The 25,777-nt window shown below is 68.0% G+C and carries 32 protein-coding genes; 11 read left to right on the plus strand and 21 right to left on the minus strand.

The window, feature by feature from the left end; all coding sequences use genetic code 11:
* Positions 1-99 precede the first annotated feature (99 nt).
* From QZ814_RS17655 to QZ814_RS17670, 4 genes are all read right to left on the minus strand, one after another.
* Complete coding sequence (locus tag QZ814_RS17655; RefSeq protein WP_294334713.1) at positions 100-3,024, minus strand: TonB-dependent receptor; 2,925 nt, start codon at positions 3,022-3,024, stop codon at positions 100-102.
* Between the two features lie 262 nt (positions 3,025-3,286).
* Positions 3,287-3,985, minus strand: coding sequence for a DUF6250 domain-containing protein (locus QZ814_RS17660; protein WP_294334715.1), 699 nt, complete (start codon positions 3,983-3,985; stop codon positions 3,287-3,289).
* 170 nt (positions 3,986-4,155) lie between these two features.
* Positions 4,156-4,872, minus strand: coding sequence for a DOPA 4,5-dioxygenase family protein (locus QZ814_RS17665; protein WP_294334716.1), 717 nt, complete (start codon positions 4,870-4,872; stop codon positions 4,156-4,158).
* A gap of 35 nt (positions 4,873-4,907) precedes the next feature.
* Positions 4,908-5,426 (minus strand): thioredoxin family protein, encoded by a 519-nt coding sequence (locus QZ814_RS17670; RefSeq protein ID WP_294334717.1) that lies wholly within the window; start codon positions 5,424-5,426, stop codon positions 4,908-4,910.
* Between the two features lie 269 nt (positions 5,427-5,695).
* On the opposite strand from QZ814_RS17670, the gene QZ814_RS17675 reads away from it, so the two are divergent.
* The 4 genes from QZ814_RS17675 to QZ814_RS17690 all read left to right on the plus strand — a co-directional run bounded on the left by QZ814_RS17675 (position 5,696) and on the right by QZ814_RS17690 (position 8,764).
* Entirely contained in the window at positions 5,696-6,337 is a 642-nt protein-coding gene (locus QZ814_RS17675) for a peroxiredoxin (protein ID WP_294334718.1), read from the plus strand.
* A 4-nt stretch (positions 6,338-6,341) separates the two neighbouring features.
* Positions 6,342-7,142: a gamma-glutamyl-gamma-aminobutyrate hydrolase family protein gene (locus tag QZ814_RS17680; protein ID WP_294334719.1), complete on the plus strand. Its 801-nt coding sequence runs from the start codon at positions 6,342-6,344 to the stop codon at positions 7,140-7,142.
* A 129-nt stretch (positions 7,143-7,271) separates the two neighbouring features.
* A complete protein-coding gene (locus tag QZ814_RS17685; protein WP_294334720.1) occupies positions 7,272-7,670 on the plus strand; it encodes a DUF1801 domain-containing protein in 399 nt (132 codons plus the stop codon).
* The gene (locus QZ814_RS17690) at positions 7,667-8,764 is read left to right on the plus strand and encodes an FUSC family protein (protein ID WP_294334721.1); all 1,098 of its coding nucleotides are present in this window, start codon (positions 7,667-7,669) and stop codon (positions 8,762-8,764) included. The genes QZ814_RS17685 and QZ814_RS17690 overlap by 4 nt, the downstream gene beginning before the upstream one ends.
* On the opposite strand, the gene QZ814_RS17695 is transcribed toward QZ814_RS17690, so the two are convergent.
* From QZ814_RS17695 to petA, 6 genes are all read right to left on the minus strand, one after another.
* Entirely contained in the window at positions 8,718-9,866 is a 1,149-nt protein-coding gene (locus QZ814_RS17695) for an AAA family ATPase (protein WP_294334722.1), read from the minus strand. The genes QZ814_RS17690 and QZ814_RS17695 overlap by 47 nt on opposite strands.
* Positions 9,867-9,921: 55 nt before the next feature.
* Positions 9,922-10,263, minus strand: a complete 342-nt coding sequence (locus QZ814_RS17700) for a hypothetical protein (RefSeq protein ID WP_294334723.1) — start codon at positions 10,261-10,263, stop codon at positions 9,922-9,924.
* An 86-nt stretch (positions 10,264-10,349) separates the two neighbouring features.
* Positions 10,350-10,892: an adenine phosphoribosyltransferase gene (locus QZ814_RS17705; protein WP_294334817.1), complete on the minus strand. Its 543-nt coding sequence runs from the start codon at positions 10,890-10,892 to the stop codon at positions 10,350-10,352.
* Positions 10,892-11,728, minus strand: coding sequence for a cytochrome c1 (locus QZ814_RS17710; protein ID WP_294334724.1), 837 nt, complete (start codon positions 11,726-11,728; stop codon positions 10,892-10,894). The genes QZ814_RS17705 and QZ814_RS17710 overlap by 1 nt, the downstream gene beginning before the upstream one ends.
* Positions 11,729-11,742: 14 nt before the next feature.
* Positions 11,743-13,032, minus strand: a complete 1,290-nt coding sequence (locus QZ814_RS17715) for a cytochrome b N-terminal domain-containing protein (RefSeq protein ID WP_294334725.1) — start codon at positions 13,030-13,032, stop codon at positions 11,743-11,745.
* Positions 13,033-13,044: 12 nt separating this feature from the next.
* On the minus strand, positions 13,045-13,629 hold the full coding sequence (petA, locus tag QZ814_RS17720) for a ubiquinol-cytochrome c reductase iron-sulfur subunit (protein ID WP_294334728.1): 585 nt from the start codon (positions 13,627-13,629) through the stop codon (positions 13,045-13,047).
* Positions 13,630-13,833: 204 nt separating this feature from the next.
* On the opposite strand from petA, the gene QZ814_RS17725 reads away from it, so the two are divergent.
* The 3 genes from QZ814_RS17725 to QZ814_RS17735 are packed head-to-tail and all read left to right on the plus strand — an operon-like array spanning position 13,834 to position 15,717.
* Positions 13,834-14,277, plus strand: coding sequence for a tRNA (cytidine(34)-2'-O)-methyltransferase (locus QZ814_RS17725; protein ID WP_294334818.1), 444 nt, complete (start codon positions 13,834-13,836; stop codon positions 14,275-14,277).
* Entirely contained in the window at positions 14,274-15,116 is an 843-nt protein-coding gene (hemF, locus tag QZ814_RS17730; protein ID WP_294334730.1) for an oxygen-dependent coproporphyrinogen oxidase, read from the plus strand. Before QZ814_RS17725 ends, hemF begins: the two co-directional genes overlap by 4 nt.
* Before the next feature lie 4 nt (positions 15,117-15,120).
* Positions 15,121-15,717 (plus strand): GNAT family N-acetyltransferase, encoded by a 597-nt coding sequence (locus QZ814_RS17735; protein ID WP_294334735.1) that lies wholly within the window; start codon positions 15,121-15,123, stop codon positions 15,715-15,717.
* Here the strand turns inward: QZ814_RS17735 and QZ814_RS17740 are convergent.
* Positions 15,684-16,427 (minus strand): hypothetical protein, encoded by a 744-nt coding sequence (locus QZ814_RS17740; RefSeq protein WP_294334736.1) that lies wholly within the window; start codon positions 16,425-16,427, stop codon positions 15,684-15,686. The two genes, QZ814_RS17735 and QZ814_RS17740, sit on opposite strands and share 34 nt — an antisense overlap.
* Positions 16,424-17,269, minus strand: coding sequence for a hypothetical protein (locus QZ814_RS17745; protein ID WP_294334737.1), 846 nt, complete (start codon positions 17,267-17,269; stop codon positions 16,424-16,426). Before QZ814_RS17745 ends, QZ814_RS17740 begins: the two co-directional genes overlap by 4 nt.
* Before the next feature lie 131 nt (positions 17,270-17,400).
* On the opposite strand from QZ814_RS17745, the gene lipB reads away from it, so the two are divergent.
* From lipB to QZ814_RS17760, 3 genes are all read left to right on the plus strand, one after another.
* Entirely contained in the window at positions 17,401-18,045 is a 645-nt protein-coding gene (gene lipB, locus QZ814_RS17750) for a lipoyl(octanoyl) transferase LipB (RefSeq protein WP_294334740.1), read from the plus strand.
* Positions 18,046-18,149: 104 nt separating this feature from the next.
* Complete coding sequence (locus tag QZ814_RS17755) at positions 18,150-18,371, plus strand: hypothetical protein (RefSeq protein WP_294334742.1); 222 nt, start codon at positions 18,150-18,152, stop codon at positions 18,369-18,371.
* Between the two features lie 204 nt (positions 18,372-18,575).
* Positions 18,576-19,229: a hypothetical protein gene (locus QZ814_RS17760; RefSeq protein ID WP_294334744.1), complete on the plus strand. Its 654-nt coding sequence runs from the start codon at positions 18,576-18,578 to the stop codon at positions 19,227-19,229.
* Between the two features lie 47 nt (positions 19,230-19,276).
* On the opposite strand, the gene queE is transcribed toward QZ814_RS17760, so the two are convergent.
* The 8 genes from queE to QZ814_RS17800 all read right to left on the minus strand — a co-directional run bounded on the left by queE (position 19,277) and on the right by QZ814_RS17800 (position 23,460).
* Positions 19,277-19,909: a 7-carboxy-7-deazaguanine synthase gene (gene queE / locus QZ814_RS17765; RefSeq protein ID WP_294334745.1), complete on the minus strand. Its 633-nt coding sequence runs from the start codon at positions 19,907-19,909 to the stop codon at positions 19,277-19,279.
* Positions 19,906-20,589 (minus strand): 7-cyano-7-deazaguanine synthase QueC, encoded by a 684-nt coding sequence (gene queC, locus QZ814_RS17770; RefSeq protein ID WP_294334748.1) that lies wholly within the window; start codon positions 20,587-20,589, stop codon positions 19,906-19,908. Before queC ends, queE begins: the two co-directional genes overlap by 4 nt.
* Positions 20,590-20,747: 158 nt before the next feature.
* Positions 20,748-21,176 carry a DUF3617 family protein gene (locus QZ814_RS17775; protein WP_294334751.1) on the minus strand — a complete coding sequence of 143 codons (429 nt, stop codon included), beginning with the start codon at positions 21,174-21,176 and terminating at the stop codon, positions 20,748-20,750.
* A gap of 80 nt (positions 21,177-21,256) precedes the next feature.
* Positions 21,257-22,183: an Hsp33 family molecular chaperone HslO gene (locus QZ814_RS17780; RefSeq protein WP_294334753.1), complete on the minus strand. Its 927-nt coding sequence runs from the start codon at positions 22,181-22,183 to the stop codon at positions 21,257-21,259.
* Between the two features lie 239 nt (positions 22,184-22,422).
* Positions 22,423-22,551, minus strand: coding sequence for a hypothetical protein (locus QZ814_RS17785; protein WP_294334755.1), 129 nt, complete (start codon positions 22,549-22,551; stop codon positions 22,423-22,425).
* 48 nt (positions 22,552-22,599) lie between these two features.
* A complete protein-coding gene (locus tag QZ814_RS17790; RefSeq protein WP_294334757.1) occupies positions 22,600-22,941 on the minus strand; it encodes a DUF6481 family protein in 342 nt (113 codons plus the stop codon).
* A gap of 4 nt (positions 22,942-22,945) precedes the next feature.
* Positions 22,946-23,164, minus strand: coding sequence for a hypothetical protein (locus QZ814_RS17795; RefSeq protein ID WP_125977924.1), 219 nt, complete (start codon positions 23,162-23,164; stop codon positions 22,946-22,948).
* Positions 23,165-23,253: 89 nt separating this feature from the next.
* Positions 23,254-23,460 carry a cold-shock protein gene (locus tag QZ814_RS17800; protein ID WP_093294641.1) on the minus strand — a complete coding sequence of 69 codons (207 nt, stop codon included), beginning with the start codon at positions 23,458-23,460 and terminating at the stop codon, positions 23,254-23,256.
* A 330-nt stretch (positions 23,461-23,790) separates the two neighbouring features.
* On the opposite strand from QZ814_RS17800, the gene QZ814_RS17805 reads away from it, so the two are divergent.
* Complete coding sequence (locus QZ814_RS17805; protein WP_294334765.1) at positions 23,791-24,573, plus strand: hypothetical protein; 783 nt, start codon at positions 23,791-23,793, stop codon at positions 24,571-24,573.
* A gap of 146 nt (positions 24,574-24,719) precedes the next feature.
* On the opposite strand, the gene argF is transcribed toward QZ814_RS17805, so the two are convergent.
* Positions 24,720-25,637: an ornithine carbamoyltransferase gene (argF, locus tag QZ814_RS17810; RefSeq protein ID WP_294334768.1), complete on the minus strand. Its 918-nt coding sequence runs from the start codon at positions 25,635-25,637 to the stop codon at positions 24,720-24,722.
* Positions 25,638-25,777 lie beyond the last annotated feature (140 nt).

Raw genomic sequence — 25,777 nt, forward strand, 5'->3', positions numbered from 1 at the left:
AGGTGCGCACGCGGCCTTTTTCTTGCGCCTTGCAGCGCGGGCAAAAAAAGAGCGGCACTCCGAAGAGTGCCGCTCCATGATCGCTCGATCCGGCTGGGATCAGAACTTAACGGTCGCGCCCACGTACAGCATGCGGCCGTACAGGTCGTAGGTGTCCGCCACCGTCTGGGTGCCCGGCCAGGTGACCGGGTTGGTGTCCCCGAACACCGGCGGCTTGGTGTCGAGCAGGTTGTTGACGCCGGCATACAGCTCCATCTGCTGCTTGCCGCCGACGATCACCTTGCCCTGCAGGTTGTGGTAGACATAGGCCGAGATCCGCGTCGGCGTCGTGGTGCCGTCGAGGTTGTCGTACAGCGGGCCGAGATAGTCGGCACGATAGTTCAGCTGGAACTTCGGGGTGCTCAGCGTCAGGTTGGCGACACCGCGATCCTTGAAGCCCGAGCCGAGACGGCCGCAGCTATAGCAATCGGCCTGGCCGAGCTCGTTCTGCACCGGACCACCCGGGAACGGCGTCTGCTCCTGCTTGAAGCGATGGTTGTACTGCACGTCGATGTCCAGCCGCGCGAAGCCCAGCGGCACCATGTAGCGGCCCTCGATGTCGAGACCCGAGACCAGGAACGAACCGGTGTTCAGGTTGACGGCGTTGACGCGGGTGATGAAGCCGTTGCTGTCGCGGATCACGTTGTTGCAGAACAGCGGGTTACCCGTCTCCAGGCACTGCGTGATCGAAACCTGCTGGCCGATGATGCCGATCGCGTTCTTCACCTTGATGTGGTAATAGTCCGCAGTCAGGCTGAAGTTCTTGAAGAACGTCGGCGTGATCACCGCACCCAGGGTGATCGTGTCGGCGGTTTCCTGCTTCAGATTGCGGTTGCCGCCCACCAGGCCGTCGATCGACTGGATCTGCGCCGTGGTGTAGGTGAACGATCCCTGCGAGGCGATGGTGGCCGCCCGGCCCGGAATATTGGCGCAGGCCGCCGGAATCTTCGCGTTGGACGTATCGCACAGATCGTTGATCGACGGGAAGGTCTGGCTCACCGACGAGAAGAGTTCGCCGATGTTCGGCGCGCGGGTCGCACGCGAATAGACGCCGCGGAAACGGATGTCGGCCGTCGGCGCATAGGTGGCACCGCCCTTGAAGCTCCACACGCCGCCGACGGTCGAGTAGTCGGCATAGCGCGCGGCGCCTTCCAGGCCGAGATACTTGATGCCCGCACGATCTTCCACGATCGGCGCGTTGACCTCGACAAAGCCTTCCTTGACGTTGAAGCTGCCCTGGGTGTTGCTCAGCTGGTTGCCCGAGCTGAGGCCCGCCTGGGTGAACGGATCATAGACCTCGGTGCTCTTCTCGTGGCGATATTCGCCGCCGAACGAGATCGCCACCGGGCCGCCCCACAGCGAGAACAGGTCGCCGCTGACGCTGCCGGACACCACGTCCTGGTTGACCTTCGCCAGGTAATCGAAGGCGACGTTCGAGCCGTTGACCAGCTGCACGGTGTTGCCGTCGGTCAGCGTGACCGTACGGGTCGGGCCGGTATAGGTCTGCAGGAACTTGGCCGCTGCCGGCGTGACGGTGTTGAAGCCGAAGATGTTGAGCGGAACGCAGCCGGCCGCGCGCGCCGTCGCATCCGAGCAGCGCACCTGGCCGTCGGGACCCAGCTCGTTGCTCAGCGCCGCACCATAGTTCGGCGTGTAGATCGCCTGCGCGGTGGTGTGGTCGCGACTTTCCGAATGCTCGTAATAGATGTCGTACGACCAGTTGGTGCCGAGCTCGAACTGGCCCTTCGCGCCGATCACGCCGCGATAGAAATCGCGCTCGTTGTTGTTGCTGCGGCTGAAGATGTCGTTCGAACGACGGCGGAACTGGATCACGTTGGTGCCGTTGGCGAGCGCCGCGGCGCGGATCGCGTCGGGCACATAGGGGCTGGTGATCGGAATGCCGGCATAGGCCGAACCGTCGAAGTTCAGCGCCGCACCCGGGCCCGAGTTGCCGATCGCCGACGGCTCGAGCGAGGCGTTCGAGTTGGTGTGGGTGTACTGGCCCTGGGCGTAGAGCTTGAACGCATCCGAGAAATCGTAATGCGCCAGCAGCGCGCCCTGGTAGCGCTCGACGGGCACCGACAGCAGGCGGTCGCCGTTGCGGTTGTAGCCGTCGATGTTCGCGCTCTGATAGCCCTTCAGGTTGTTGGCGCCATCGAAGGTGAAGGTGCGCCCCGAGGTCGGGGAGAAGGCCGACTGGTTCGGGTTGCTGACGTCGAACAGGCCCTGCGCCGCATAGGTGCTGCGGTTCGGCATGTCGTTCGCCGAGAAGCTGCGGTTGCGCGACGGCAGGCCGTGATCATTGTCGTAGCTGAAGTTCGCGGTCACGTTGCCGCGGCCCTCGCCGAAATTATGGCCGGCGGTCACCGAGACATACTGGCGCGGCGCGTCGCCCTTGTCCGACACGGTGTTCTGCGCACGGACGCGCACGCCCTGGAAGTCGTTCTTGAGAACGAAGTTGACCACGCCAGCGATCGCTTCCGAACCATAGACCGCCGAGGCGCCGCCGGTGACGACGTCGACGCGCTGGATCAGGTCGGTCGGGATGTTGTTGACGTCCACCGCCGAGGTGCCGGCGATGCCGAGCGTACGGCGGCCGTCGATCAGCACCAGCGTGCGCGACGAGCCGAGGTTGCGCAGGTTGACCGTTGCGGTGCCGTTGCCGGTGCTCGAGAAGTTCGAGCTGGTGCGGCTGACGTTCTGGCCCACCGACGGCAGCGTGGCGAGCACGTCCTGGATGTTCGACGCGCCGGTCTGCTCGATCCGCTCGGCGGTGACGACCGCGACGGGCGTCGAGGCCTGGAGGTCGGGGCGCGCGATGCGCGAGCCGGTGACGACGATTTCGGTGCTGCCGGTCTGCTGGCCGTCCTGGCCGGTCGCGGTGGCGGACTGATCCTGGGCCGCAGCGGGGGTGACGAACAGCACCGCGGCACCGATCCCCGCGAGCGCCGTACCGGCGCGCAGGGCATATGCGATACGAGACATTACTCTACTATCCTTTACAGCGCGCCGACGCCGCTCCGATTACGGCGAGGACGCGTACTCCACTCTCTGCGTCTAGCCGCAGGCGGCGACACATCGCGTCCGGATGACCAGACCCGACAGGGCTGTAAAGAAGCGCGGGCCCGATTTGCGGCAATTTAACTACAGCTGTGGCCCTGCCACCACAGCGTGCAATATGGCATCGTATCAAGGAAACGCGTCGGAAATATCGGGGTGATCCGACGACACGAACGGGCCGCCGCGCTCAGTCCAGCGCACGCACGGTGAAGGCACGCACCCGCAAATGACTGGCGGTGGTGCGCAGGCCGAACCGCCCCGCGCGGTAGGGCGCCGGATCGTGGAAATCGAACAGCGTCCGGCCGTCGCGGGCGAAGGTGATCCGCGCGTCCTCGGCGGTCAGCCGCAGATGCTGCCACGCATTGGCGACGAGCAGGTCCGCCCGCGCCCGCCGGTCATTCTCCGGGAGCAGCGGCCGGTCGCCGCTCCGCCCGGTATAGCGCCGAAAGCGCGTGGTGCTGTTGGTATTGCCGCCGAGCCCGACATAATAGGTCTCCAGCGTGTCATACGCCTCGAAGCGGCCGTCGCGCGGCCGCGCCAGCAGGTCGCCGCCGGGCGCAGCGGGATCAAGCGCCATCCAGAAGCAGTTCGCATCGCTCACCCGGTCGAACGGGCCGCCGGCGGAGACGGCCTGCAGATCATAGTCGATCGCGATCCGGCCGGAGAGCAGCGGCCGGAACCACAGGGTCAATCCCGCCGGCGCGACGATCTCCAGCACGCCGTCCCGCGCGGTGACCGAGGCGGGTTGCTCGGCCTCGATCGCCCATTGGCCGAGCCCGTGTCGGAAATCATCGCCGGCGAGGGTGCGGACGCGCGGCTCCCCCTTCCCCGCGCCCGCACCGACCAGCGCGGCGATCCCGGCCAGGACCTCGCGACGCGCCGGCATCACCGCCCGCCCACCTTGCGGTCATTGGGCCGGCGGCTGCGTGCTGGTGTCGTTCTGGCCATGAAGCGCCTCCGCCCGTTTCCCGGTTTCGATGCCCCCAGGGTAGCGCGATGCACGCCGGCGATCGAGACCGTCGCCAGGCGCCTGCCGATCGCGGCGAACCGCTCCGGTCAGACCTCCAGCGGACGGGTCGGGCGGATGTTGGGGTAGATCCGTTCGATCGGCTCCGCACCGGGCTCGCCGGCCTTCTTCCAGTTGAAGGCATTGACCGGCTGCGAACGGTTCACCCACAGCGTGTAGTAGAGATGGTCGGCGCGGGGATCGTCGGTGTTGGGATGCAGCAGGATGGTCAGCCCCAGGCTGTTCAGCTGCAGCCACGGCACCACCACCGGCAGCAGATCGTTGGTGAAGCCGAAATAGAAGGACGGCGTCACGTGCGGCCCGCGCGGCGTCAGGTTCCAGTTGCCGAGCTCGACCGGGAAGCGCTCGATCACCCATTGCCGCAGGCGCGCGGCCTTGGGGTAATTGTCCTCGTCGAAATAGATGTGCGCATGATAGCTCGTCACCGCCGTGTAGGGGCGCGGGCGCTCCGGCAGACCGTCGCCGCCCTCGGGGCGGGTGCTGTGCGGACGCGTCGCCGACTCGAGCGCGGTCTTGTCGCCCCAGGGGCTGTTGCCGATGGCGCGCGGCGGCACGATCGGCCGGAAGTCGGGATCCCCCAGCGCGGCCTGGGTCTGGGCCTGCGCGGCCCCTGCCGCCACGCCCGTCGCGGCCAGACCGGCGGCGGCCAGCGTGGAGCCGGTGATCAGCCCGCGCCGGGTGGGCGCCAGCAGATCGGCCCAGGCCTGGTCCTCGCGGGTGTTCGGAACGATGGGCGCTTCGTGCATGCTTCCCCCCGGAAACGCGTGATCGGACAGGTGCCTCAGCGGGTCCACTGTGCCAGCCAGTCGGCCAGCGCCTGGGGCGTGAGGCTGCGGGCGTCGGCGAGGGCGGAGACGCGGCCCCCGTTCAGCAGCTTGTCGGTCTTGGGGTCGACGATCAGCAGTGCCGGCACGCCCTCCGGCCGCGACCCCGCGCCATAGCGGGCCGGGATGGCGAGGTTGCGGTCGAACCGGCCGATATCGACGGTCACCACCTCATAATGCCGCTCGACCCAGGGCTTGAGCTTCGGCAGCTCGATCGTGCCGGCGAGCAGGCGGCAATCCAGGCACCAGTTGCCGCCCAGATCGATCAGCAGCAGCTTGTGGCGCTTCAGCGCCCGCGCCTTCGCCGCCCGCACCGCGGCTTCGGCATCGGCCTTCTCGTCATAGGGCAGCGGCAGCGGCTTGGGCAGCGCCTCGAAGCTGGCGACGCCGAGCGCGGGCGCCCGGTCCGGCGCGGGCGCGGCGGCAGGAAGAACGAGCGAGCAGGCAAGCAGGGCGGCGGCAGCGGAGAGGCGCATCGGAACTCCGTGGGTCTCGCGCCGGACGGCGCGCGGTGGAGCAGGCATATTCCCATTATGAGAGTGGGATTTTGAACCAACAAAAACTCCTGCACCCTGCAAGCCTGGCTTTCGCCCCTGCCGCAACAGCATGGAGCCGCGGGTCCCGCCGAAGCCGTTTCGCGCAGCGCCGGGCCCGGCTTTCGCGCGCTCAACAATTTCTTGGCTCGAAATCCCATCTATAAGGAAGAGATTGGTTCCTGCCGGCGGTCGGCCACAGGAGGATTCACATGTCGCTGAAGATTCTCGACACTTTCCCGGACTTCACCCAGGAATCGACGCAGGGCCCGCTCAACTTCTACAGCTGGGCGGGCGACAGCTGGGTGGTACTGTTCTCGCACCCCAAGGATTTCACGCCGGTCTGCACCACGGAGCTCGGCGCGGTCGCCAGGCTCAAGCCCGCATTCGACAAGCGGAACGTCAAGGTGATCGGCCTGTCGGTCGACGCGGTCGCGCAGCACCTCGCCTGGGCCGGCGATATCGAGCGGACGCAAGGCACCGCGCTCAACTTCCCGCTGATCGCCGATGTCGATCGCCGCGTGGCGACGCTGCTCGACCTGATCCACCCCAACGCCTCGGACACGAACACCGTGCGCAGCGTGTTCGTGGTCGATCCCGCCAAGCGCGTGCGGCTCACCCTCACCTATCCCGCCTCGACCGGCCGCAACTTCGACGAGCTGCTCCGCACGATCGACAGCCTCCAGCTCACCGACGCGCACAAGGTCGCGACCCCGGCGGACTGGCGCCAGGGCGACGACGTGATCCTCCTGCCCTCGCTCGATACCGCGGCGGCCAAGGCGCTGTTCCCGGCGGGCTGGACCGAACACACCCCCTATCTGCGCACCGTGCCGCAGCCCGACGTGGCGGACTGAGCGCATGGCCCGCTTCGTCCGCCGCGATCCCGCCCCGGCCGCCCGGCGGCCGGTGATCGGCGTGCTCTGCTGCAACGAGCTGACCGACCGGCCGATCCAGGCGGTCGCCAGCCGGTTCATCGAGCCGCTGTCGCGGATCGCGGGGGCGACGGTGCTGCTGGTGCCGGCGCTGGTGGAGGTCGCCGATGTCGCGGCGCTCACCGGGCGGTTGGACGGACTGCTGCTCACCGGATCGCGCTCGGACGTCGAGCCGCATCATTATGGCGGCCGCGCGGTGCCGGAATCGCGTGCCGATCCGCAGCGCGATCGCGTCGCGCTGGCGCTGGCCGAGCGGATGATCGAGAGCGGGCGGCCGGTGTTCGGCATCTGCCGCGGCCTCCAGGAAATCAACGTGCTGTTCGGCGGGTCGCTGCGCCGGGACCTGGGCGAGGCGCATCACCGCGCCGGCGACCTGCCGTTCGAGGCGCTGTTCGAGCATCGGCACGACGTGACGCTGACGCCCGGCGGCCTGCTCGGCGGCCGCGTGCAAGACGCGCGGATCCAGGTCAATTCGGTGCACCGCGAGGGCATCGACCGGCTGGGCGACGGCCTCACCGTCGAGGCGCTGTCGCCCGAGGATGGGCTGGTCGAGGCGATCTCCGCCCGGCCGTGCGGCGGCGAGGTGCTGGCGGTGCAATGGCATCCCGAATGGGAAGGCGCGCGTACGCCCGCGGACCGGCGCTTCTTCGAGCGGATCGGCGGCGCGCTCCACCACGGCGTCGAGGCCGCGCGCGGCTTTCCGGCACCGCCCCGCCTGGGGCACTGACCGGCAGCCGGGGGCGGCACTGCCGTCGCCGCCGTCCGCCGAAGCAACTGGAGCGGTACACCGCGCTCTGCTATGCCTCGCGCGCACCAAGGCGGGCCCTCCGGCCGCGCCGCTCGGGGGGACCGGACGATGCCCGCCACGACCTTTCCAACACCTTCGGCAGAGATCGACGCCCATATCGCCGCGCTGGCAGACTGGCGGGGAGACCTGCTAGCCCGGCTGCGCCGCTGGATCCACGACGCCCTGCCCGACGTGGTGGAAGACGTGAAATGGCGCAAGCCGAGCAACCCGGGCGGTGTTCCGGTCTGGTCGCACGGCGGCATCCTCTGCACCGGCGAAGTGTACAAGGACAAGGTCAAGCTCACCTTCGCGCGGGGCGCGGCGCTGCCCGATCCGGCAGGGCTGTTCAACGCCAGCCTCGACGCCGGCACCCGCCGCGCGATCGACCTGCGCGCCGACAGCCGGCTCGACGCGGCGGCGTTCCAGACGCTGATCCGGGCGGCTGCGGCGGCCAATCGCGGCGGATGAGCGGCACCAATCGCGCCGGGCAGCTGGCCCGGGCCGTCCTGGCGATCGACCGGACGGCGCCGCCTGCGCCCCGCGCGCTCGCCATCGGGGCGCTCGGCATGGGCGTGCCGGTCGCTGCCGGCCTGCTCCTCGGCCAGCCACATGCCGGGTTCCTGATCGGGCTGGGCGCGGTGCTGCTCGCCGGCGGGCCCGCCGAGCCAGGGACCGAGACCAGCGGCGGCACGGGCGCCCGCCTGGTGGGGATGGCGCTGCCGGCGCTCGCCGCGGTGGCCGCCGCCACGCTGCTCGCCCGGCTGCCGGCACCCGATACCGCCCGCATCCTGCTGATCACCATCGCGGCACTGGCGGTGAACCATAGCCGCCCGCTCGCCGCGGCGGCGATCCGCTTCAACATCTATCTGGTGCTCGGCGGCAGCCTGCTCGACGGTGGACCCGGCCATGGCGGCAGCGCGGCGCTGATCTTCGGCCTGGGTGCGCTGTGGAACATCCTGCTGCGGCTGCTGCTCGACAAGGGGCGTCCGGCAGCGCCGGCTGCAGCGCCCGCACGTCGCGCGCCGACACCGGCCCAGCGCCGCACCTATTTCCGGCGGCAGATCCGCACGCTCGCCGGCTGGCAATTCCCGCTCCGCCTGGCGATCGGGCTCGGGATCGCCAGCCTGCTCCGCCACGCCTTCCCGGCGCACCATTATTACTGGATCGTGCTGACCGTTGCCTTGCTGACCGAGGTGCGAATCGAGCCGCTGCCGACCAAGACGCTCCAGCGGCTGCTCGGCACGCTGGGTGGAGTGGCGCTCGCCTGGCTGCTGTTCGCGCTCGCCTCCGGGCCGGTGGCGCTGGGGATCGTCGCCGCGATCCTCGCCGCGCTGGTGGCGGTGGCGCGGGCAAGAAGCTACCTCCTGTACGCAATCCTCTCGGCGCCGCTGATCCTGTTGGTACTCGACCTCGGCAAGCCCGTCGCTGCGGGGCTGCTGATCGACCGGCTCGTCGCCACCCTCGCCGCCGGGGCGATCGTCGTCGCGCTCAACCTGCTGTTCGAGCGGCTGCCGCTCACCGCGCCGGCCACGCCCAGGCGGGCGCCGCCGTCTGGGAGGTAAGCGTCTCGCCCCATTCCTTGCGCAATTCGATCACCAGCGTGTCCGCCGCACGCTCCAGCGCCTCGACCAGCGCGGTTGCGTGCGACACGACGATCAGCTGGCAGCGCCGCGACGCCGCCACCAGCAACCGGGCGAGCGGATCGAGCAGATCCGGGTGCAGGCTCGCCTCGGGCTCGTTGAGGATCATCAGTTCGGGCGGGCGCGGCGAGAGCAGCGCGGCGGCCAACAGCAGATAGCGCAGCGTGCCATCCGACAGCTCCGCCGCCACCAGCGGCCGCAGCAGGCCGGGCTGCTGCATCTCGACTTCGAACCGTTCGCCCACCGCCAGCGTGGCGCCGTCGAACGCGTCGGCGACGGTCTCGCGCAACATCTCGGCCTCGCCGATCTCGAAAATAGTCTCGATGGCCGCGCCGAGATCGGATCCGTCGCTTGCCAGCACCGGCGTGCGCGTGCCGATCTGCGAGCGGCGCGCCGGCGCGTCCCGGTCGGTGCGCAGATCGTCGTAGAAGCGCCAGCCGCGCATCCGCTCGCGCAGGGCCAGCATCTCGAACCCGTCTGCCGCATCCGCGCAGTGCATCATCATGCTGTCATAGGCGGGAAGATCGCTGAACCGCGCCCGCCATTCGCCGGTCTCGCGATCGCGCAGCCGCACGCGCTGGCCGTTGCGGTCGGCGAAGGCATTGTTTCGGCCCAACGTCTGCCCAGTCCACATGCTCTCCGCCTTGATCTCGGGGTCGTGCCCGAACCGCGTCCGCGAAGGGATGGGCAGGCCGAGATCGATCGCATAGCCGAAATCCTCCGCGGCGAAGCCCAGCTTCAGGCTGACCCGATCGTCGCGCACGGTCCCCTGCACCGGGTACCGCCCGCTGCGCATGTCCCGGCTGATCTTCTCGGGTCCCGCCCAGAGGGTGGAGGCAAGTCCGCCTTCTGCCGCCAAGGATGCAATCGCCCGTCCCTGCGCGACCTCGGACAGCAGCCGCAATGCGCGGTACAGGCTGGACTTGCCGCTGCCGTTCGGGCCGGTGATGACGTTGAGCGGCCCCAGCGCCAGCCGCACGTCGCGCAGCGATCGATATCCGGAAACGGCGAGCGTCGTCAGCATTAGCCCAGCCTATCGGGCGGCGCGCTCCGTCGCCAGCCCGATGGGCGGGTCGCGATCAGCGCCGGTGCCAGCCGCCGCCGCCGCGGCGCCCGCGGAAGTCATGCCAGTTGTTGCGCCAGTGCGAGTCGCCCCGCCAGCCGCCGCGGCGCTGTTCCCAATAGGCGCGCTGGCCGTCGCTCCAGGCATGGCGGTGGCGATAGCGATCGTACACATAGATGCCGGTGCCGGGGTAGTAATAGTCGTCGTACCAGCCCCAGTACGGGCTGCCCCAGCCGGCATTGTAGCCGACCGCGACGCGCGATCCGCCATAGCCATAGCCGTCGTCCGCACAGCCGCCCAGTGCCGCCGCGCTGCCGAGCAGCACCGCGCCGATCATCGCCTTCACACCCATGTGCATGGTCACGCTCCTATACAGGAGGCGCGCGGCACGGCGTCGGCCGCGCCCCTCGGAGCGTAAAGGGATGGAACCCGTTGGGGTTCCGGTCAATGCCCCTCGAAGGCGACCAGCGCGGAGACCGTGACGCCGTCGCTGCGCAGCGCGTCGGCACCGCCCAGATCGGGCAGGTCGACGACGAAGGCGGCCTGCACCACCTCCGCCCCCACCTTGCGCAGCAGCCGTACCGCCGCGCGGGCGGTGCCGCCGGTGGCGATCAGGTCGTCGACCAGCAGCACGCGGGCGCCGGGCGCCACCGCATCGGCATGGATGGCGATCCGGTCGGTGCCATATTCCAGCGCATAATCCTCGGCGACCGTGGCGCCGGGCAGCTTGCCGTCCTTGCGGATGAGCAGCACGCCGGTGCCGAGCTGCATCGCCAGCGCCGCGCCGAACAGGAACCCGCGCGCCTCGACGCCCGCCACCAGATCGATCGTGCCGTCCACCTGCGCCGCCATCCGGTCGATGGTGAGCCGCAGCCCCTCGCCATCGAGCAGCAGCGTGGTGATGTCGCGAAACAGGATCCCCGGCTTCGGAAAGTCGGGGATCGTGCGGATGCGACTGCGAATGTCTTCGTTCTGGTAGAGGTCCATCAATGCTTCATGCCGCGCCAAACCGTGAGGTACGCGCCATAGGCGAGCCCGGTGGCAAACAGCAAGAAGATCACGACCGCCACGCCCGCCTGGTGGCGCGTCTGCAGCGTCGGCTCGGCGGTCCAGACGAGGAAGGCGGAGACGTCCTTGGCCATCTGATCGACGGTGCCGCGCGTGCCGTCGTCGAACTTGACCTGGTCGTCGCTCACCAGCGGCGGCGGCATCGCGATGTTGAGATTGGCGAAATAGGGATTGAAGTGCATGCCCTCGGGCGTCTTCATCGCCTCGGGGAAGCGCGCGGCCACGGCCGGATCGGGCTTCTCGCCATAGCCGGTCAGCAGCGAATGGACATAGGCCGCGCCGTCATGCCGCGCCTTGGTGATCAGGCTGAGGTCCGGCGGGTTGCCGGTGCCGGCATAATAGACCTTGGGAATACGATCGGAGGGGATGTTGTCGCGCTCGCCCCAGGTGCCGGCCTTCTCGTCGAACACCGGCTGCTTGACCGCCCATTCCTTGGCGATCTTCTTCACCTGGGCGTCGCTATAGCCCAAGTCCTTCAGGTTGCGGAACGCGATCAGGTGCAGCGAGTGGCAGGTCGAGCAGACCTCCTTGTACACCTTGAACCCGCGCTGGAGCTGGGCGGTGTCGAACTTACCGAGCGGCCCGTTCGAGGGGAGGTCCAGTTCCTTGGGATGCTTGTGCAGCGCCTGTTCGGCGGTCTGCTTCGGCGGCTCCTTGATCAGGCCGGTGATCGTCCCGAGCAGCGCCAGCATGAGCACGAAGACGAAGCCGAGGCCGATCAGGAACTTGATCGAGCGGAAGAAGATCGACGTCATGGTCCCCGGCCCCCTTATGCCGTCGCCGCGGTGGCGGTGATGCGCGAGCCGCCTTCATTCCCCAGCACCGCCTCGGTGATCGAGTTGGGCAGCGGGCGCGGCGTCTCGATCCGCGAGATGATCGGCACGATGATCAGGAAGTGCGCGAAATAATAGGCTGCGGCGATCTGGCTGGTGATCACGTACACCGGCTCCGCGGGCGACCCGCCGCACCAGCCGAGGATCAGCACATCGGCGACCAGCACCCAGAACGCGACGCGGTACATCGGCCGGTAATGGGCCGAGCGGACCGGCGAGCGATCGAGCCAGGGCAGGAAGAACAGGAGCAGGATCGAGCCGAACATCGCCAGCACGCCCCACAGCTTCGCCGGCAGGATGAAGTCCGCGGTGAAGGCGCGCAGGATCGCGTAGAAGGGCCAGAAATACCATTCGGGCACGATGTGCGCGGGCGTCGAGAGCGGGTTGGCCGGGATGTAGTTGTCCGGATGGCCCAGATAATCCGGGTAGAAGAAGATCAGCGTCGAGAACAGGATCAGGAAGATGCCCACCCCGAAGCCGTCCTTGGCGGTGTAATAGGGGTGGAAGGGCACCGTATCCTGCTCGCCCTTCACTTCCACGCCGGTCGGGTTGTTCGAGCCGGGAATGTGCAGCGCCCAGATGTGCAGGATGATTACGCCCGCGATCACGAAGGGCAGCAGATAGTGGAGCGAGAAGAAGCGGTTGAGCGCGGCATCGTCCGGCGCATAGCCACCGAGCAGCCAGACGCGGATCCAGTCGCCGACCACGGGTATCGCCGAGAAGAAGCCGGTGATCACCTGCGCCCCCCAGAAGCTCATCTGCCCCCAGGGGAGCACATAGCCCATGAAGGCGGTGGCCATCATCAACAGGAAGATCACCACGCCGAGCAGCCACACCATCTCGCGCGGTGCCTTGTACGATCCGTAGTGGAGACCGCGGAAGATGTGGATGTACACCACGATGAAGAACATGCTGGCGCCGTTGGCGTGGGCGAAGCGCAGGAACCAGCCCGCGTTCACGTCGCGCATGATCGTGCCGTTCACCGACTCGAAGGCGCCGGCGGCCGAGCTGTGGAAATGCATCGCCAGCACGATGCCGGTGACGATCTGAATTACCAGCGAAAGCCCGGCAAGAATGCCGAAGTTCCAGAAGTAGTTCAGGTTGCGCGGCACCGGATAGCCGGCGCCGATCGCGTTATAGACGAACCGCGGTAGCGGCAGCCGATCGTCCACCCATTTCATCACCGGGTTTTTCGGCTCGTAATGGCGCGCCCAGGGAAAGCTCATCCAGGTCTCTCCTCACCCGACCGTGACGACAGTGTCGGACGTGAAATTATATTTTGGTACTTCGAGATTCTTCGGCGCCGGCCCCTGGCGGATACGGCCGGCGGTATCATAGGCCGATCCGTGGCACGGGCAGAAATAGCCGCCGAACGGACCGCGGCTCTCGCCCTCGCCCGCGCCCAGCGGCACGCAGCCGAGATGGGTGCACACGCCCAGCGTGATCAGCCAGTTCTTGTGGCCTTCCTTGGTGCGCTGCTCCAGCGTCTGCGGATCGCGCAGGCTCGAGACCGGCACCGCCTCGGCCTGGGCGATTTCCGCCGGCGTGAGGTTGCGGACGAACAAGGGCTGCTTGCGGAAGCTGGCCTTGATCGCCTGCCCCGGCTCGATCGCCGCGAGATTGACCTCGGTGGTCGACTGCGCGAGCACGTCGGCCGAGGGATTCATCGAGTTGACGAGCGGCAGCACCACCACGCCTGCGCCCACCGCCGCGACGGCGGGGGCTGCGTAGAGGAGATAATCGCGACGACGGGGATTCTCGAGGATTTCGCCGCCAGGGCCTACGGTCTGTTCGGGAGTAACGCCTTCTTCAAACGTTGCCATGCTCTAGCCCTTGCACTTCGGAACACTTCCGCGAAAGAGCCGCGGAGAGAGGAACGCGGACGAAACGAAGCCCAGTGCCTGCCGGTTACCCGGCGGCTGATACAAGTTTGATAGACGGCGCAATGCTGCTTTGCCAACAGGGTTTTTCATATTCTCGTCTCCAAGGCCTTAATGTTGCACTGCAAAATGACTTCCGGCTCCACAATTCGCATTGCGTTGTTCCAGCCTGAAATTGCTGGAAATGTCGGCACGATCTTGCGGCTGGCCGCCTGCATGGGGGTGGCCGTCGACCTGATCGAGCCTATGGGTTTTCCCTGGGGCGATCGGGCACGAAAGCGGGCGGCGATGGACTATGCGCCCGAGACGCTCCGCCATGCCGACTGGGGCGCGTTCGAGGCGCGCGTACCCGGCCGGCTGGTGCTCTTCACCACCCGCGGCGGCATTCGCCTGCCGGAGGCGCAGTTCGAGCCCGGCGACACGCTGCTGTTCGGCGCCGAGAGCAGCGGCGTGCCGGATTTTGTGCACATGCGAGCGAATGCTGCAGTGCGAATACCGTTACGGCCCGAGGTCCGCTCCTTGAACCTCGCCGTCGCAACGGGCATCGGGCTCGCCGAGGCGCTACGCCAGACGGAAGGATTCCCGCAGTGAACGAGCTCGACGACCAGCAGCAGCGCGCCCGTACCTGGTTCGAGGGCCTGCGCGATTCGATCTGCGCCGAATTCGAGGCGATCGAGCGCGAGGCCGGCTCCGACGCGGTGTTCGACTATCTCGCCTGGGACCGTACCGATGCGAGCGGCGCCCCCGGCGGCGGCGGCGTGCGCGGCGTGATGAAGGGGCGGGTGTTCGAGAAGGTCGGCGTCAACGTCTCGACCGTCGGTGGCGCCTTCGAGGGCGAGTTCGCCAAGACGATCCACGGCGCGGGCGAGGACCCGACCTTCTTCGCCACCGGAATCAGCCTCGTCGCGCACATGGCCAACCCGCATGTGCCCGCGGCGCACATGAACACGCGCTTCCTCACCACCACCAAGCGCTGGTTCGGCGGCGGCGCCGATCTCAACCCGCCGCTCCCCTATGCGGAGGACACCGCCGACTTCCATGCCCGGCTGCAGGCCGCGTGCGACGCCCATGACGCGGGCTACTATCCCCGCTTCAAGAAATGGGCGGACGACTATTTCTACATCCCGCACCGCCAGGTGCATCGCGGCGTCGGCGGCATCTTCTACGATCATCTGGAGGGCGACTGGGAGGCGGATTTCGCCTTCACCCAGGATGTCGGCCGCGCCTTTCTCGACGTCTATCCCCGGCTGGTGCGCCGGCGGATGGACCAGCCGTTCGACGATGCCGATCGCCAGCGCCAGCTCGAATGGCGCGGCCGCTATGCCGAGTTCAACCTGATCTACGATCGCGGCACGCTGTTCGGCCTCAAGACCGGCGGCAATGTCGATGCGATCCTGATGAGCCTGCCGCCCATGGCCGCCTGGAGCTGAGCCCATGGGGCTGCTGCCGGTCGCCAGCGATCACCTCGCCACCATCGTCACCGCGCTGGAGATGCGCGAACGGCCGCGGCCCCGGCCGATGCCGCCCTCGCCCTTCCGGCTGGTCCATTGGCCGGCCCCGGCCAGCGACAAGTATCGCGCGCTGTTCCGGCGGGTGGGCGGGCCCTGGCTGTGGTTCTCGCGGCTGGTGATGGAGGAGGCGCGGCTGCGGACGATCCTCGAGGATCCGGCGGTGATGGTCTACGCGGTCGTCGATCGTGCCGGCGTCGAGGTCGGCATGCTGGAGCTCGACTTCCGCACGCCCGCGACCTGCGAGCTTTCCTATGTCGGGCTGGTGCCCGAAATCACCGGCCAGGGCCATGGCAGCTGGCTGATGGCGCAGGCGCTCGCTTTTGCCTGGCGCAAGGATGTCGCGCGGGTGTGGGTGCACACCTGCACGCTCGATCACCCGGCCGCGCTCGGCTTCTACCGCCGCCACGGCTTCGTGCCCTATCAGCGGACGATCGAGACCTTCCCCGATCCGCGGCTGATCGGCGTGCTACCGGCCGAGGCCGCGCCTCACGTCCCGTGTCTGGGCTCGGTCGCGCGATAGGCGGCGACACGCAGCACGACGAGCGCGGCCCAGATCAGCGCGCCGACGACCGACAGCACCAGATAGCCGATCAGCTCCGCCGCCGTGCCGCCACCCGCCGCCCCCGCGATCAGGCCGGTAGCGATGCTGGCCACGCCGATCGCGACGAAGCCGATAACGAACACCGCCGCGGCCGCCAGCAGCAGCAGCACCCAGTTCACCCCGGCGCTGCGTACCCAGCCCTGCCGGAACGCCTGGATCAGCCCGGCCTCGGGCCGCGCGGCATAGGCAGGCGCGGCCAGCCAGGTCCGCGCAAACAGGAACACGCCCGGGGCAAGGAACAGCGAGAGGCCCAGCTGCACCGCCAGGCTCACCACCAGCTCGAGGATCAGGAACGGGAACAATCGCCGCAGCGCCAGCGCCAGCACCTGCCCCAGCGTCTGGCCGTTCCCCTGCAGATACAGGCTGAGCAGCGCGAACAGTCCATAGTCGAAGCCGAGATAGGCCAGCGCCAGCGGCACCAGATTCGCCTGGACGAAGCGATCGTAGAAGCTGCGCAGCGCCGCCTGGTTGGCAAGGTCCTGCAGCTGCGCGACATGCGGCGCCATCAGCAGCACCACGCCGAGCAGCGGCACCAGGAAGAACATGCCGGCGACCGGCAGCACCAGCGCGCGCTCGCGCTGCCAGAGCTGCTGGGCGTCGGCGAACAGGCCGGCCAGGCGAAGGGTCATGCGGCGGTCGCCGCTTCGGCCGAAAGCGCGGCGTACAGCTTGCCCTGGAACGCGGCGAGCAGGACGATGATCAGCGTCTGCACGATTGCCTGGACGAGCAGGGTAAGGCCGATCGCCAGCGTCAGCGTGCCGGCCGGCCCGGCGCCGAACAGCAGGGTGAAGACACTGCCGAACACCGTCTGCGCGGCCAGCTGGGCGATGCCGGCGATCACGAAGAACAGCAGCAGCGTGCCGAACACCCGCCAGCCATGGCGACGCGTCAGCACCCAGGACCGCCGCACTGCGCCGAACAGCAGCCCTTCCCGCAGCACCACTGGTCCCAGCAGCGTGAGGCGAACGAACACGGCGGATAGCAGCGGCGTGAGCGCGAGGAGATACAGACCAATCAGACCGCCCGTCTGCGCATCAATCGTCGGCCGCGAAGCAATCGTCCCCTGTGCAGTCGCGCCGACGAAGATCTGGGTGAGGTCATAGCCGCGCACCCCGAGCAGGATCGGGATCGGCAGGAACAGCAGCGCCGCGGCCGCCCCGACGCCGATCGAGACCAGCAGCACCGCCGGCAACCGGCGGCGGGCGAGCGCCACCGCGGCGGCCCGGCTCTCGGGATCGATCGCCCAGGCGGTGACCGCCAGCGACCCCCACATCGACACGATCGACAGCAGCACCGCCAGCGCCATGGTCAGGATGCGGATGCCGGGCCCCGCGCCGAGCACCAGCGGCGGCAGGCTCGTGCTGAGCAGCGTCGGCAGCGCGATCGCGCCCAGCGCGATCGGCGACAGCGCCCCGACCCGTTCGCCGGCAAATTCCGCCGCGCGTTCCCACACGGTTCCCAGTTTCGCCATGTCGTCTGTATCCTTGCGAGAGAGGCACCGGGTGTTAGCCGCGCCCCCTCCCCTTGCCAATGCTTGCCTTGCCGGCGCTTGCCTTGCCAGCGCTTGCCTTGAACGCCGGAAGGGCGCAATCGGCGGCCATCATGCAGGAATCCATCGAATGGCGGGTCGAGCCCCGGCCGATCGACTATGCCGAGGCCCATGCCGCCATGGAGGCGCGCGCCGCCGCCGTCACCGCGCGGACGGCGCAGGAACTGGTCTGGCTGCTCGAACATCCGCCGGTCTACACCGCCGGCACCAGCGCCGATCCCGCCGAAATGCTCGATCCGCGCTTCCCCGTGCATCGCACCGGGCGCGGCGGCCGTTACACCTATCACGGCCCCGGCCAGCGCATCGGCTATGTCGTGCTCGACCTGCGCGAGCGGCTGCGCGACGTCCGCAACTATGTCCACGCCATCGAAGGCTGGGTGATCGCGGCGCTCGGCGCATGCGACATCGAGGCATTCCGCGCGCCCGGCCGCATCGGCATCTGGACGCTCGACCAGGGCGTGGAGGCCAAGATCGGCGCGATCGGGGTGCGGATCCGGCAATGGGTGACGCTGCACGGCTTCGCGATCAACCTCGATCCCGATCTGAACCACTTTACCGGCATCGTCCCGTGCGGAATCGCCGAATTTCCCGTCACCAGCGCTGCCAAACTGGGCAAGCCGATTGCGCCAGAGCGTTTCGACGCCGCCCTGCAGGCCACATTTTTGCCATTTTTGGACGCTCTGGATCGCGCGGGATAAATTCGAGTCTTGAGGGTGTCCCCCGAACCGTCTAATGTCCAGCACGGTTTGGGTATTAACGGCGTACAACCGTCGTCCAAATCCATTATCTAGGGAGCTATTACATGCGTGCAGTCCTTTCGAAGATCGTTGCTGGCTCGATGATCGCCGGTGCGGCCCTCCTGGCCTCGGCTTGCAGCAGCAACACCGAGACCAGCGTCAACAACACCACCGAAGTGGTGGCTCCGGAGAACGTCGTCGACGCTTCGGTCACCAACGTTGACACCGCTGCTCCGGCTGAGAACGCCGCTGACAACGCGACCATGAACGCTTCGAACGCGATGTAATCATCGCGCTTCGGCGTGTTACGAAGGGGCCGTCCGGGCGACCGGGCGGCCCTTTTCGTTTCGGGGCCGTACCCTGCCACGGTCCGTCGCATATCCGCCCGGCGCGAAAAAAGGGGCTTGGGCCGCGAATCGAAACGCCCTAACGAGCATTCCTCATGGCGTAATCAAGAGGACGGGATGCTCGCTCGGCGTATCACTTTGGGCATGATGGCCCTCGCGGGAATGTGCGTTTCGGCGCCGGCTTCGGCGCAGTTTTTCTTCAAATCGGTGGATCTCTCGGGGCCGCCGGCAACCGGCAACGAGCCCGGGATCATCGGCCCCGCCCTGCCGGGCGCCAGCCCGGTCGAGCTGCGCGCGGCGCTGGTGTGGAATCTGCGGGCGGCACTCAACGTCGCTGCATTGCAATGTCAGTTCGAGCCGACGCTACTGACGCTCGACCATTACAATGCCTTGCTCGAAGACCACGAAGTCGAGCTGAAAAATTCTTATGATACGCTAGAGAAATATTTCACTAGAATCGCGAAGACGAAAAAGGCCGGCCAGACCGAGCTCGATCGCTTCGGCACCCGTGTCTATTCCAGCTTTTCCACTGTCTCTGGTCAGCTGTCTTTCTGCCAGACGGCTGCCTCAATCGGCCATGACGCGGTCTACGCGCCACGCGGCAAGCTTGGGGATCTGGCAGCGGCCCGCATGAGCGAATTGCGTAACAGCCTGAAGGCCTGGGGCGAACAATATTTCCGCACCCGGCGCGTCACCTTCGTCTGGCCCGTCCTGCGCCCGCTGCCGCCGTTCGGCAACGACAAATGCTGGCGCAACGACGCGTATGACGCGCGCAAATGCGGTCGGCTCGACCGGTAACCGATTCAGGGGTGGCCGCCGCGCCACCCCTTTTTCGTGGGAAACGGCTAGCGCAGGCCCAGCATCTTGTGGGTCTGCAGCGTCAGCCGCCAGCGCGGCCGCGCCATCGCCAGCGCGATCGCGGCGCGGGTATTCGCCTCGGCCTCAGCGCTGTCCATCGGCTGGATCAGGAAATGGGCGAAGTCCCAGCCCTCGATCGCCGCCAGGTCGGTGCCCGGCTGCGGCCAGACCAGCTTGAGCTCGTCGCCGCTCCGCTGCACGACCTCGCTGCCCGCCTTGGGGCTGATGCACACCCAGTCGATGCCGGGATGCACCGGCAGCGTGCCGTTGCTCTCGATCGCGATGCGGAAGCCGCGCGCGTGGAGTGCGTCCACCAGCGCGTCGTCCACCTGCAGCATCGGCTCGCCGCCGGTGAGCACCACGAAGCGCGCCTCGCGGCCGGGGCCCCAATGGCCTTCCACCGCGTCGAGCAGCGCCGCCGCATCCTCGAACCGGCCGCCGCCGAGCCCGTCCATCCCGACGAAATCGGTGTCGCAGAAGCGGCACACGGCGGTCGCGCGATCCTCTTCACGCCCCGACCACAGGTTGCAGCCGGCGAAGCGGACGAACACCGCCCGCGCGCCGGCGTTCACGCCCTCCCCCTGCAGGGTGAGGAACATTTCCTTGACCGCGTAGCTCATGACTGGATGGCATAGCGGGTCGGATCGGGCAGCCCGGCTTCCTCGAACCCCCGCGACCGCAGCCGGCAGCTGTCGCACAGCCCGCAGTGCAGCCCCTCCGGCGTCGGATCGTAGCAGGACCAGCTCATGCCGGCATCAAGCCCCAGCCGCGCCGCCTCGCGGACGATGTCCGCCTTGGTCATGGTCTGGAGCGGCGCCTGGATGCGGAAGGGATGCCCCTCCACGCCCGCCTTGGTGGCGAGCTCGGCCAGCTTCTCGAAGCCGGCGATGAATTCGGGCCGGCAATCGGGATAGCCCGAATAATCGAGCGCGTTGACGCCGATATACAGGTCGCGCGCGCCCGCCGCCTCGGCCCAGCCGAGCGCGAGGCTGAGGAAGATCGTGTTGCGCGCCGGCACATAGGTGATGGGAATGTCGGTGCCGACGCCGGTCTTGGGCACCTCTATATCGGCGGTGAGCGCGGAGCCGCCGAACGCGCGCAGGTCGAGCGGCAGCACGACATGGCGCTCGGCGCCGAGCATGGCGGCAATCTTCGCGGCCGCGTCCAGTTCCACCTTGTGGCGCTGGTTATAGTCGATCGAGAGCGCGAGCAGGCGATGGCCGTCCTCGCGGGCACGCGCGGCCGACACCATCGAATCGAGTCCGCCCGAAACCAGGGCAATGGCAATGCTTTGAGTCATCGGCGCCCTCTAGTCCTTTCCGCCGCGAAAAAAAATGGCCGCCCCCGAAGGGACGGCCTGGAAAGGATAGAAATGGGAAAACCAAAGCCAGAGAGAGACACCTCCCTGGGACCCCTTCCTTCTACCCGCGATCCGTTAACGAATGGTAACCAAGCACCTCAGGAACAGTCACCGATACGCCTGGCGTCATAGGTTTCCGAAAAGGGCTGGCCGTCGATCACGCCCTGCATCTCCACCGTCACCTGGCGCGGCGTATCGGTGGTGATCCGGGTGAGCATGGTGCCGTGGCCGGTACAGGTGCTGCGCACCGTCGCGCGGCTGGCGGCGCTTTCCAGTACCATGTTCTGGCAGGGCGTGGTGACGTTCTCGGGGCGGAGGATCTGGTAGGGATCGCGCACGCACATGGTGCGCTCGGCGCCCTCGCTGTCCCGGACCGCCCATTTGCCCTTCTGAATGATGTTGAGCGCCGGCACGTCGACGCTGCGGACCGCCGCCGCCCCCGGCCGCTGCTGGGCAGAGGCGCCCGCTGTCATCACGCCCAGTCCGGCCATCGCGACCAGACACACCCACGCCACTCGTTTGTTCACCCGTCGAAACTCCGCTCGCACGGCGGCGCCGCTCCCACGACACCGTCCGCAGCCGACGATATCGTAGGAGGATTACGGCTTTACAACGACGGCGGAACGAAATCGGCGAGCGCCACCGGGAACTGCTTCGAGCAGAAGGCGCAATCGACCTTGATCACGCCGCCCTCGTCGGCCATCGCCGCGCGCTCTTCCTCGGGGAACTTGGCGAGCACCTGCTGGATATAGTCCGCCCCGCAGCGGCAGCCGCGCGACAGGTCATGCCCGGCGAGCATGCGCACCTCGCTCTCCTCGTTGAACAGCCGCCACACGAGGCCCTCCAGCGGAATCGTCGGATCGGCCAGCTCGTCGGCGCCCATCGTGCCGCCCAGCGCCTCGACATGCTGCCATTCGGGATGGTCGAGCCGCACGTGCAGCCGCTCGCGTCCCACCTCGCCCTCGGGCAGATGCTGGAGGAACAGACCGCCGGCGATCGTCTTGCCGGTCGCCTTGTCCTTGCGCACGCCGAGCCGCACCAGCGTCGGGATCTGCTCCGACTGGAGGAAATAGCTCTGCGCCGCCTCGGCGATCGAGGCGCCTTCCAGCGGCACGATGCCCTGATAGCGCTCCCTGGTGGCCGCCTGGTCGAAGGTCACCGCCAGATAGCCGCCGTTGAACAGCGCCGAGAGCGACGGGTTCTTGCCGAGCCGGCTAAGCCGCGTGGCGTCGAACTGCACATAGCCGCGCAGCTCGCCATTCTTGTAGTCGCACACCATCAGGCTGACGATGCCGCGCTGGGTCTGCGCCTGCAGCGTCATCTGCCCCTCGGCATCCTTGAGCGTGCTGCCGAGCAGCGCGGTGAGGGTCAGCGCCTCGGCCAGCAGCTTCTCGATCGGCGCGGGATAGGCATGGGCCGAGAGGATCTCGTTCAGCACCGGCCCCAGCCGCGCGACGCGGCCGCGGACATGGCGCTCGGGAATGGCAAAGCCGGTCACGCGATCGAGATCGGCGGCGGGAACGGGGTGAGTCACGATACGTCTCCGGCATTCGTTTGCGGCCGCGAGAAGTCCGGGTGACTCCGCGCGTTCCGACGAACGCATTTTCTGGGTTCGGAGGTGTAAATAGGGGTTTGGCGGCCGGAAACAATGTGGGCCGTACCGGCAGCCCGCCGCCGCAGCAGCAGCGACGCCGCGCGCGGGGCTGCGCCCGGCAACGGCTTGGGCGCGTCGCCGCATACGACAAGGGGAGCGCCTGCGCGCTCCCCTGTTCGTCAGGACTTCAGCGTGGTCATCTCGACCGGCTTGCCCTTGGTGCTGGGATTGGACGCGTTCTGCTTCGGCGCCTTTTCGGCCTTCGGCTTGCGCGCTTCCTTGTTCGACTTCTTCTGGCCCTTGGCCATGGCTACTCCTGTGGCTTGCGCCGTCGCGACCCGGTGGTCGCGATCGGATCAGCGGGCGCGCTTGGCGTTCTTGCGTGCTGCATAGCGCGCGTCGCGCGCAGCCTTGCGATCCGCCTCGGTGGGTACCGGGACGGCCGCGGCGGCTTCTATCGCCCGGATCGCTTCTGCCTTGCTCTCGCGCTTGGCGGCGGCAAGTGCCTCGCGCTCGGCGAGGGCCGCTGCACGCTTTTCGGCATTGGCCGTTTCGGCCGCCCGGCGACGCTCCCTGGCCGCTGCCAAGGCATCGGCATCGGCGACGGGCCTTGCCCGCAGCATCGCCAGCGCCCGGCTCTTCGCCGAAGCCGACGCGCGCGCGCGCTCCTGAAATCCCGGAGCGGTATAGGCTACCATGCTGTTACAGCCTCCCCATGCGCGTCGGCACGCGGACGACGGCGCCGGTGATGACCTTGCTGCCATAGGCCTTGGCGATGATCGCCGTATCGGCGGCGCTGTTCATCACCACGCGGGTGCCGCCGGACTGCAGCGTCTCGATCGCGCTGATGACGATGCTGCGCTTGGCGCAGGTCGCGACGACATGCTCCTTCGCGGCGCTGACATTGATTGCTCTGGACATGCTGTTCTCCGTTTCCTGAAGCAGGGGGTTCCCGCTCGATCCGAATGGAAACGGGCGGGCATTTGCATGCCCGCCCGATCCGCGGTGGTTCAGGCCGACTGAAGATTGACGGCCGAGGTCTTGCCCCGACGGTCCGTCTCCAGCTCGTAGGAAACGCGCTGGTCCTTATCGAGCGTGTGCATGCCTGCGCGCTCGACGGCCGAGATGTGGACGAAGGCGTCGCCGCCGCCGGTTTCCGGCGCGATAAAGCCGTAGCCCTTGTCGTTATTGAAGAATTTCACGGTTCCGGTGATCATATGGGCATCCTTTGTCCCAGGCATGACGGGCATGCGCCAACAGCGGCGCATCCCGGCTTCGGTGAGGCTAGAAAGGGACAAAGGGAGGAGCCTAAGCGGCCCAATATCCGTCGCATGCGACGTCAGCGCTATTCATATGGGATGACCGGCGGGGATTGTTAGGGTGTGCCGCATGTTTTTTGCAGCGCCCCGCCGATTATTTGGAAGTTCGAGCGGGTGCGGCGCTCTGTGCCGTCCATCTCTGCCTCTGGCGGGCGCCAATAGGGAAGACCTACGTGGTTTCACGGTGCGATCCAGGCCATGGTGCGCATCTCCCTCTATGAAGGGAATATGAAGCTCTCCGCCGTCTCCTTCTCCGCCCTGGCGTCGATGGCGCCGCCGCGCAGTACCGCCACGGGCGCGCCGACGGGCGCCCCGACCGACGCAGCACCCTCCCGGCAGGAGGAGATGGCCGCGCGCAAGTTGCAGCAGGCGAAGGATGCCGTCGCTACCTTGAAGACGATCAAGACCACGACCAGCGACGACCAGAAGGCGCGCGCAGCGCAGAAGGTGAAGGAGCTCAAGGCGCGGCTCCAGGCGCTCAAGATGATCTATGCGGGCGACCCCAAGAAGCTGGCCAGGCTCGCCGCGCAGATCGCCCGCGAGCTTGCCGCTGCGGTGCGGAGCTATACCAGCGCCGGCGGCGGCGCCGGCGATCTCGGCGGAGCCGATGCGAGCGAAGGCGCGGCCGGCGGCACGGCGGCGGGGGAAGCCCCGACCGACGCGGGCGAACCGGACGCCGCCAAAAGCGCGGCGCCTGAAGCGGCCGCGCCGGAGCCGGCGCAGCCGGACGCCGACGCCGACGAGTCCAAGGCCGAGGTGCCTGGCACTCGCCCATCGACCGGCGACCAGCGCGCCACCGGGACGGCGCGCGACAAGGCCGACGAGGACTTCAAGAACGAGGCGCGGGACCTTGCCCGCGCGCTCAAGGCTGCGCTCCGCCGCAAGCATGCGAAGCACCAGGACGACGACGGAGACCAGCGCTCGGGGGCGCTGGCGCTGGCATCGGTCGATCAGGCGCTGGGCGCGCTGCCGATGTCCGATGTCGGCGTCGCGGCACTGGCGGGGATCTGACGCCCGCATATCCTCCCCCGCCAGGGGGAGGTGGCGCGCAACGCGCGACGGAGGGCGAGGTCAGCGACCAACCAGCCGCCGTGCGTCCTCCCCCTCCGTCAGGCTGCGCGTGACACCTCCCCCTGGGGGGGAGAATTAGGAGACTCTCAGATCTGCCCGAAGCACCAGCGCAGGACCGACTTCTGCGCGTGCAGCCGGTTCTCCGCCTCGGGCCAGATCAGCGACTGCGGCCCGTCGATCACCGCGTCGGTCACTTCCTCGCCGCGGTGCGCGGGCAGGCAGTGGAGGAAGCGGGCGTCGGGCTTGGCGGCGGCCATCAACGCCGCATCGACCTGAAAGGGCATCATCGCCTTGAGCTTGGTCTCGGCATGCGCCTGGCCCATCGAGATCCAGGTATCGGTGACGAGGATGTCGGCGCCTTCCACCGCCTCGCGCGCGGTGCCGACGACGCGGGCGCGGCCCTTGCCCTTCGCGACGTCCGCATCGCTCGGCTGATAGCCCTGCGGGCAGGCGGCGACGACGTCGAACTGCATCAGCCCGGCCGCCTCCATGATCGAGGCGAGCACGTTGTTGCCGTCGCCCAGCCAGGCGACCTTGAGGCCCGGCAGCGCCTTGCCGCTCTCGAGGATGGTCAGCAGGTCCGCCATGATCTGGCACGGGTGCGAGGCGTCGGTGAGGCCGTTGATCACCGGCACCGTCGCGTATTTCGCCATGTCGAGCACCTTCTGGTGGTCGTCGGTGCGGATCATGATCGCGTCGACATAGCCGGAAAGCACGCGGGCGGTATCCGCAATGCTTTCGCCGCGGCCGAGCTGCATCGACCCTGCGTCCATCACGATGCTGGTGCCGCCCAATTGGCGGATCGCCATGTCGAACGAAACGCGGGTGCGGGTGCTGTTCTTCTCGAAGATCATCGCGAGGACGTGGCCGGCGAGCGGGGCGTCGGCATCGGCCTTGCCCTTGGGCCAGCCGGCACGGGCCTGCTTGCGGGCCATCGCGTCGCCCAGCATCGCCGCGATCGCGTCGGGCCCGGCATCGGTGAGATCGATAAAGTGGCGGGTCATAACATCCTCCCCGGCACGGGGAGGGGGACCGCGACGCGGAGCGTCGGGGTGGAGGGGGGTCTCCACCAGCGACGCCCTTTGCGGAAATCCCCCTCCACCATGCTTCGCATGGTCCCCCTCCCCGTCCCGGGGAGGATCGG

It is taken from the genome of uncultured Sphingomonas sp., from assembly GCF_913777625.1.
Lineage (GTDB): Bacteria > Pseudomonadota > Alphaproteobacteria > Sphingomonadales > Sphingomonadaceae > Sphingomonas.